This window comes from uncultured Caulobacter sp. (genome assembly GCF_947036865.1).
Classification (GTDB): Bacteria; Pseudomonadota; Alphaproteobacteria; order Caulobacterales; family Caulobacteraceae; genus Caulobacter.
Genome location: NZ_CAMQSF010000088.1, coordinates 1 through 5,935 on the forward strand (window position 1 = coordinate 1; position 5,935 = coordinate 5,935).

Annotated in this window: 8 protein-coding genes; 5 read left to right on the forward strand and 3 right to left on the reverse strand. The window is 68.6% G+C overall.

Translation table 11 applies throughout. From position 1 onward, the window contains the following. The 4 genes from odhB to Q0V34_RS20630 all read left to right on the forward strand — a co-directional run. Positions 1 to 866: 2-oxoglutarate dehydrogenase complex dihydrolipoyllysine-residue succinyltransferase (gene odhB / locus Q0V34_RS20615; protein ID WP_297516236.1), on the forward strand; the 866-nt coding region annotated here is incomplete at its 5' end. Positions 867 to 935: 69 nt separating this feature from the next. Continuing rightward, positions 936 to 1,283 carry a DUF3088 family protein gene (locus Q0V34_RS20620; RefSeq protein WP_297516239.1) on the forward strand — a complete coding sequence of 116 codons (348 nt, stop codon included), beginning with the start codon at positions 936 to 938 and terminating at the stop codon, positions 1,281 to 1,283. A 46-nt stretch (positions 1,284 to 1,329) separates the two neighbouring features. After that, positions 1,330 to 1,602: an AbrB/MazE/SpoVT family DNA-binding domain-containing protein gene (locus Q0V34_RS20625; protein WP_297516242.1), complete on the forward strand. Its 273-nt coding sequence runs from the start codon at positions 1,330 to 1,332 to the stop codon at positions 1,600 to 1,602. Continuing rightward, positions 1,599 to 2,030 (forward strand): type II toxin-antitoxin system VapC family toxin, encoded by a 432-nt coding sequence (locus Q0V34_RS20630; RefSeq protein ID WP_297516245.1) that lies wholly within the window; start codon positions 1,599 to 1,601, stop codon positions 2,028 to 2,030. Before Q0V34_RS20625 ends, Q0V34_RS20630 begins: the two co-directional genes overlap by 4 nt. Before the next feature lie 9 nt (positions 2,031 to 2,039). Here the strand turns inward: Q0V34_RS20630 and Q0V34_RS20635 are convergent, their stop codons facing one another. Next, positions 2,040 to 2,720 (reverse strand): AcvB/VirJ family lysyl-phosphatidylglycerol hydrolase, encoded by a 681-nt coding sequence (locus Q0V34_RS20635; RefSeq protein WP_297516248.1) that lies wholly within the window; start codon positions 2,718 to 2,720, stop codon positions 2,040 to 2,042. 262 nt (positions 2,721 to 2,982) lie between these two features. On the opposite strand from Q0V34_RS20635, the gene lpdA reads away from it, so the two are divergent. Further along, positions 2,983 to 4,398 (forward strand): dihydrolipoyl dehydrogenase, encoded by a 1,416-nt coding sequence (lpdA, locus tag Q0V34_RS20640; RefSeq protein ID WP_297516251.1) that lies wholly within the window; start codon positions 2,983 to 2,985, stop codon positions 4,396 to 4,398. 147 nt (positions 4,399 to 4,545) lie between these two features. Here the strand turns inward: lpdA and Q0V34_RS20645 are convergent, their stop codons facing one another. Further along, positions 4,546 to 5,619, reverse strand: coding sequence for a YihY/virulence factor BrkB family protein (locus tag Q0V34_RS20645; RefSeq protein ID WP_297516255.1), 1,074 nt, complete (start codon positions 5,617 to 5,619; stop codon positions 4,546 to 4,548). A gap of 174 nt (positions 5,620 to 5,793) precedes the next feature. Further along, positions 5,794 to 5,935, reverse strand: a 142-nt coding sequence (locus Q0V34_RS20650) for a hypothetical protein (protein WP_297516258.1), incomplete at its 5' end; no start/stop codon positions are given.

Sequence of the window (5,935 nt, forward strand, 5' to 3'; positions counted from 1 at the left end):
AAAACGCCCCGGCCCGCATCGCCGCCGAGAACAATCTCGACCTCTCCAAGGTCGCCGGCACCGGCAAGGACGGCCGCGTGACCAAGGGCGACGCCCTGGCCGCCCTGGAGGCCCGCGCCGCCGCCCCGGCTCCGGCCGCCGCTCCGGCCGCTCCGCGCGCCCTGCACGAGCGCGAGGAGCGGGTGAAGATGACGCGCCTGCGTCAGACCATCGCCCGCCGCCTGAAGGAGGCCCAGAACACCGCCGCCATGCTGACGACCTTCAACGAGGTCGACATGAGCGCCGTGATGGCCCTGCGCGCCCAGTACAAGGACGTGTTCGAAAAGCAGCACGGCGTGAAGCTGGGCTTCATGTCGTTCTTCGTGAAGGCCTGCGTCGCGGCGCTGAAGGCGATCCCGGACGTCAACGCCGAGATCGACGGCCAGGACGTCATCTACAAGAACCACTACGACATCGGCGTCGCCGTCGGCACCGACAAGGGCCTGGTGGTGCCGGTCGTCCGTGACGCCGACGCCCTGAACCTGGCCGGCATCGAAAAGACCATCGGCGACCTGGGCAAGCGCGCCCGCGGCGGCCAGCTGGCCATCGAGGACATGCAGGGCGGCACCTTCACGATCACCAACGGCGGCATCTACGGCTCGCTGATGTCGACCCCGATCCTGAACGCGCCGCAGTCGGGCATCCTCGGCATGCACGCCATCAAGGAACGGGCGATGGTGGTGAACGGCAAGATCGAGATCCGCCCGATGATGTACCTCGCCTTGTCCTACGATCACCGCATCGTCGACGGCGCCGGCGCCGTGACCTTCCTCGTGAAGGTCAAGGAAGCCATCGAGGACCCGCAGCGCCTGCTGCTGGAGCTCTAGGCTTCACGCCCATTCAGCGATCGCGGCCCCGGTTCAAGCCGGGGCCGTTTGCTTTTCAGGATACGGATGATGGCCAAGGACACGCTCTATCTGCTGGCGATGGACTTCGACAAGGACGGCCAGCGGCGCTTCTGTCCCGACTGCGCGATGATGGAGGGCTATCTGGCCGCGTTCCCGGCGCTGCGTGACCACCTGGACATCGTCCGCGTCGACTACGCCCGCCCCCGCGCGGCCCTGGTCGAACGCCTGGGCGAGGACCATCAGAACGCCCCGACCCTGATCCTCGCGGAAGCCGCGCCCGACGCCGGCCCGCACGGCGAGATCCTGTCGGCCAACGGTCTCTCCTTCCTGACCGACGCCCGCCCGATCACCCGCTGGCTCGCGGCGCGTCATGGGTTGCCGGCGCCGCTTTCATGATCGCGTCCGATGGTGTATCTACAGGTCGTAGATACAGGATGCTTCCATGGGAAAGCTCGATACGCCCTCGGCCCGAGCTAAGCTTTTCATGCACGGCGGAAGCCAAGCGGTTCGTCTCCCAAAGGCGTTCCGCTTCGAGGGGACCGAGGTCCACGTCACGCGCGATGGCGAAAGGGTCATCCTAGAACCGGTCGGACCTAAAGCGCCCCGCACCGCGAAGGATCTGGCGGCGATGTGGGCGAGGATCGATGCTCTGGGCGGCGCTGATTTTCCCGATCGCGAGCAGCCGCCGATGCAAGAGCGCGATTTCGACTGGTGATCCCGCTCGCGCTCGACACCAACGTCATTATCGATCTCATTCGGGGCCGGCGGCCCGAGGTGAGAGCGCGCTATGATGCGCAGATCTTAGCCGGAAGGCCCTTGGTCGCCTCGCTTGTCGTCTATCACGAGTTGCAATATGGCGCTTTCGTCAGCGCGGACCCGAAGCGTCGTTGGAATGCGACCAAGGCGGTGCTGACCGACGTTGCGATCGAACCTCTAGACGAGAGCGACATGCTCGCGGCCGCCATGATCCGGAGCGACCTCAAGCGGGCCGGAAGACCGATCGGACCCTATGACGTTTTGATCGCGGGGCAAGCCGCGAACCGAGGCTGGACGCTCGCTACCTCGAACTTCAGCGAATTTTCGCGTGTGACGGGTCTAACGATCGAAGACTGGTCGGCTGACGCGTCCAGTCGCAAGCCTTGATATTCCGTCCTACCGGATCGCCTTCAGCACCACGTCGCCCAGGCTCGCATAGTCGCCGTTGAAGTGGTGGCCGCCGGGCAGGCGGACCTTGGCGACCTGCGCGTCGGGCAGGCTGGCGCAGATGTCGGCGTGCTCCTTGGCCCCGTAGACGCAGGTGATCTTCAGATCGGTCAGGGCGGTGATCGCCGGGCGGGCCGGAAAGGAATCCCGGGCGGGAATGTTGAGCCAGCTGGTCGGATGGAAATGCAGGTCGCCGCGCGGGCCGGTCCCGATCAGCACCAGATGGCCCACCTGGGCGCGGATGTCGTCGGGGAGTTTCGGGACGATCGCCGGCAGGGCGTCGGCCCCGAACGAATAGCCGACCAGCACCACCTTCGTTCGACCCCACAGCGCGCCGTATTCGCGCAGGGCGGCGGCCAGGTCCTCGGCCGCGCCCTCGGGCGAGCGCTTCGTTCTGAAATAGGCCAGCGAGTTGACGCCGATCGTCGGCACGCCGTTCGCGGCGAGATAGCGCGCCACGTCGGCGTCCAGCGAACCCCAGCCGCCGTCGCCGGAATAGAACACCGCCAGGGTGTCGCCCGGCTTGTCGCTGGCCAGGGGGACCAGCGTGTTGGCCATCGCGCGCGGCGGGGCGCCGGCGATCAGGGCGAGGGCGGCGAGGGCGGCGGCGAGGCGGGCGGGCGTGATCATGTCCCTATGACGGCACGGACCCGCGGCGCTCTCCAGGCGGCTTCTTGTCAAGCTTGTGGCCGCCCGCGCGGCGGGATGTCGCGGCGCCGCGCCCGAGCCGTCCATTTCCCTTGCTTTTCAAGGGGGAGGGCGTCGAAAGCGGGTTCCGTTTTCGACCCGTTGCCTCTAAGGAACACCGGCCTCCAGAGGTCTGACAAACGGGCCGGCGAGGCCCCATATTCTGTCCGGCGCCGCTATCGGCGCGTCCTGAAGGCGAAGACCCATGGCTCAGTATGACGTCGTCATCATCGGTGGCGGTCCCGGCGGCTACAACGCGGCGATCCGCGCCGGCCAACTGGGCCTGAAGACCGCGATCGTCGAAGGCCGCGGCAAGCTGGGCGGCACCTGCCTGAACGTCGGCTGCATGCCGTCCAAGGCGCTGCTGCACGCCTCGGAACTGTACGCCGCCGCGACCGGCGCCGAATTCGCCAAGCTGGGCATCGAGGTCAAGCCGAAGCTGAACCTGGCCCAGATGATGAGCCAGAAGGCCGAGAGCGTCGAAGCCCTGACCAAGGGCGTCGAGTTCCTGATGAAGAAGAACAAGGTCGATTACGTGAAGGGCTGGGGCCGCATCGACGGCCCATTCTCTCAAGGTATTGGCAAGGTCGTGGTCAAGGCCGAGGACGGTTCGGAAACTACGCTCGAGACCAAGAACATCGTCATCGCCACCGGCTCGGAACCGACCCCGCTGCCCGGCGTGACCATCGACAACAAGCGCATCGTCGACTCCACCGGCGCCCTGTCGCTGCCGGAAGTGCCCAAGCACCTTGTCGTGGTCGGCGCGGGCGTCATCGGCCTGGAGCTGGGCTCGGTCTGGAAGCGTCTCGGCGCCGAGGTCACCGTGGTCGAGTTCCTGGACCGCATCCTGCCGGGCACCGACAGCGAGGTGGCGACCGCCTTCCAGAAGATCCTGACCAAGCAGGGCTTCAAGTTCCAGCTGGGCGCCAAGGTCACCGGCGCGACGGCCTCGGCCAAGGGCGTCAAGCTGACCCACGAGCCGGTCGCCGGCGGCGAGGCTCAAGTGATCGAGGCCGACTACGTGCTGGTCGCCATCGGCCGCCGCCCGTTCACCCAGGGCCTGGGCCTGGAAAGCGTCGGCATCACCCCCGACAAGCGCGGCATGATCGCCAACGACCACTACAAGACCGGCGTCGACGGGATCTGGGTGATCGGCGACGTGACCTCGGGTCCGATGCTGGCCCACAAGGCCGAGGACGAGGCCGTGGCCTGTATCGAGATGATCGCCGGCAAGGCCGGTCACGTGAACTACGACATCATTCCGGGCGTGGTTTACACCAGCCCCGAAGTGGCCACGGTCGGCAAGACCGAGGACGAGCTGAAGGCCGCGGGCGTCGCCTACAAGGTCGGCAAGTTCCCGTTCCTCGCCAACAGCCGCGCCAAGATCAACCACGAGACCGACGGCTTCGTGAAGATCCTGGCCGACGCCAAGACCGATCGCATCCTGGGCGCCCACATGGTCGGCCCGAACGTCGGCGACATGATCGCCGAATACTGCGTGGCCATGGAGTTCGGCGGCGCCTCGGAGGACGTGGCCCGCACCTGCCACCCGCACCCGACCCGCTCGGAAGCCCTGCGCCAGGCGGCCATGGGCGTCGAAGGCTGGACGATGCAGGCCTAGGAAGCCGGCGGTCCGGTCGAGGGGCCAAGATCCGGCGTTCGCGCCAACGGACTTGAGGTGGCGGGGTTTCGCGAGACGGAGCCCCGCCATCTTTCTGTCGGCCCGCTGGGGATGAAGTCGGCCCCGCCCGCCAGAGAGGGGCGGGCCCTACTGCGCCGCGCCGACCGTGTCGGCCATGCTGGCCCCGCGCGCGCCCAGCGGCAGAGCGGGGCCCGAGGTGGTGTCCCGCGCGGTCTGGTGCTCCAGCTCGGCGTTCAGCTCCGCGCCGGCCAGCAGGATCAGCGACGACACATAGGTCCACATCATGAAGCCGATCACCGCGCCCAGGGGGCCGTAGGCGCGGTCATAGTGGGCGAAGCGCGACAGATAGAGCGAAAAGCCGATCGAGCCCATGATCCAGGCGCCGGTGGTCAGGCCCGCGCCCCAGCTGACCCAGCGCCACTGGGCCGGATCGCGACTCGGACCGTAGCGATAGAGCAGGGCGACCCCGCCCGCGACGCAGGCCGCCAGGGCGGGCCAGCGCAGCCACCCCCAGGCCGGCGACAGGTTGACGGCCAGGGTCAGGACCACGAAGGCCAGAACCCCCAGGGTAAAGGCCAGGGTGGTGACTGTCAGCCGCACGAAGCCGCGCTTCTCGGTCTCCTCATAGGCGATGTTCAGCCCCAGGAAACAGGCCTTGGCCGCGCCGTTGGCGCTCCACAGCGCCACCAGCAGGCCGACCGCGAAGGTCCAGGTCAGGCCGCTGGTCCGAGCGCTGGCGACGCGGATCATCTCGTCGCCGATGAACCGCACGGTGTCGGGCGGCAGCACGCCGGCCAGGGCCTCCAGCTGCCGGCGCGCGTCGGCGACGTCGGCGAACAGGCCATAGAGGGCCACGAAGGCCGTCAGGCCCGGAAAGAAGGCCAGCAGGGCGTAGAAGGTCATGCCCGCCGCGACCAGCGCGACGTGGTCGTCGCGAAATTCCTTGACGGTCCGCTTGAGGATGTCGCTCCAGCCGCGCGCCGGGATCTGGCGCGGCGTGCGGGCCTGGCGGCCGCGCCCGGGCTCCGACATCGCCTCAAGGGGTTCGGCCGAGCGGCTGGCGCGGCGCTCGGCGTCGGGCGCGCGGCGGGACGACAGCGCCAGGGCCAGGGTGGCGACGCCCAGCACTCCCAGCGTCACCCAGTCGACGACGTTCGAGGCGGCGCCGCGAAAGGACGGCTTACGGGCGAGACGAGGCAAGGCGAAGGGTCCAGGTGAGCACGCCTAGTGCAGCGCTGGCGCGCCCGCCGGGTTCCGTCGGCGCAAGAAGAAGACCCCGCCTCGGGGGAAGGCGGGGCCAAGGGGTTTCGAGGGGAGAAAGACCCCGTCGGAGGACGGGGTTTACGCGTACTGAAGCAAGCGGGCCCGGCGGGCCTAGAACTCTTCCCAGTCGTCGCTGGACGACGAGGCGCCGACGGCCTTGGCGAGCTTGGCCTGGGCCGCCGCCACCGGATTGACGCCCGGGCGGCTCGCGGCCGAGGCCAGGGCGGGGCCGGGGCTCGGCGCGCGGGCGGGA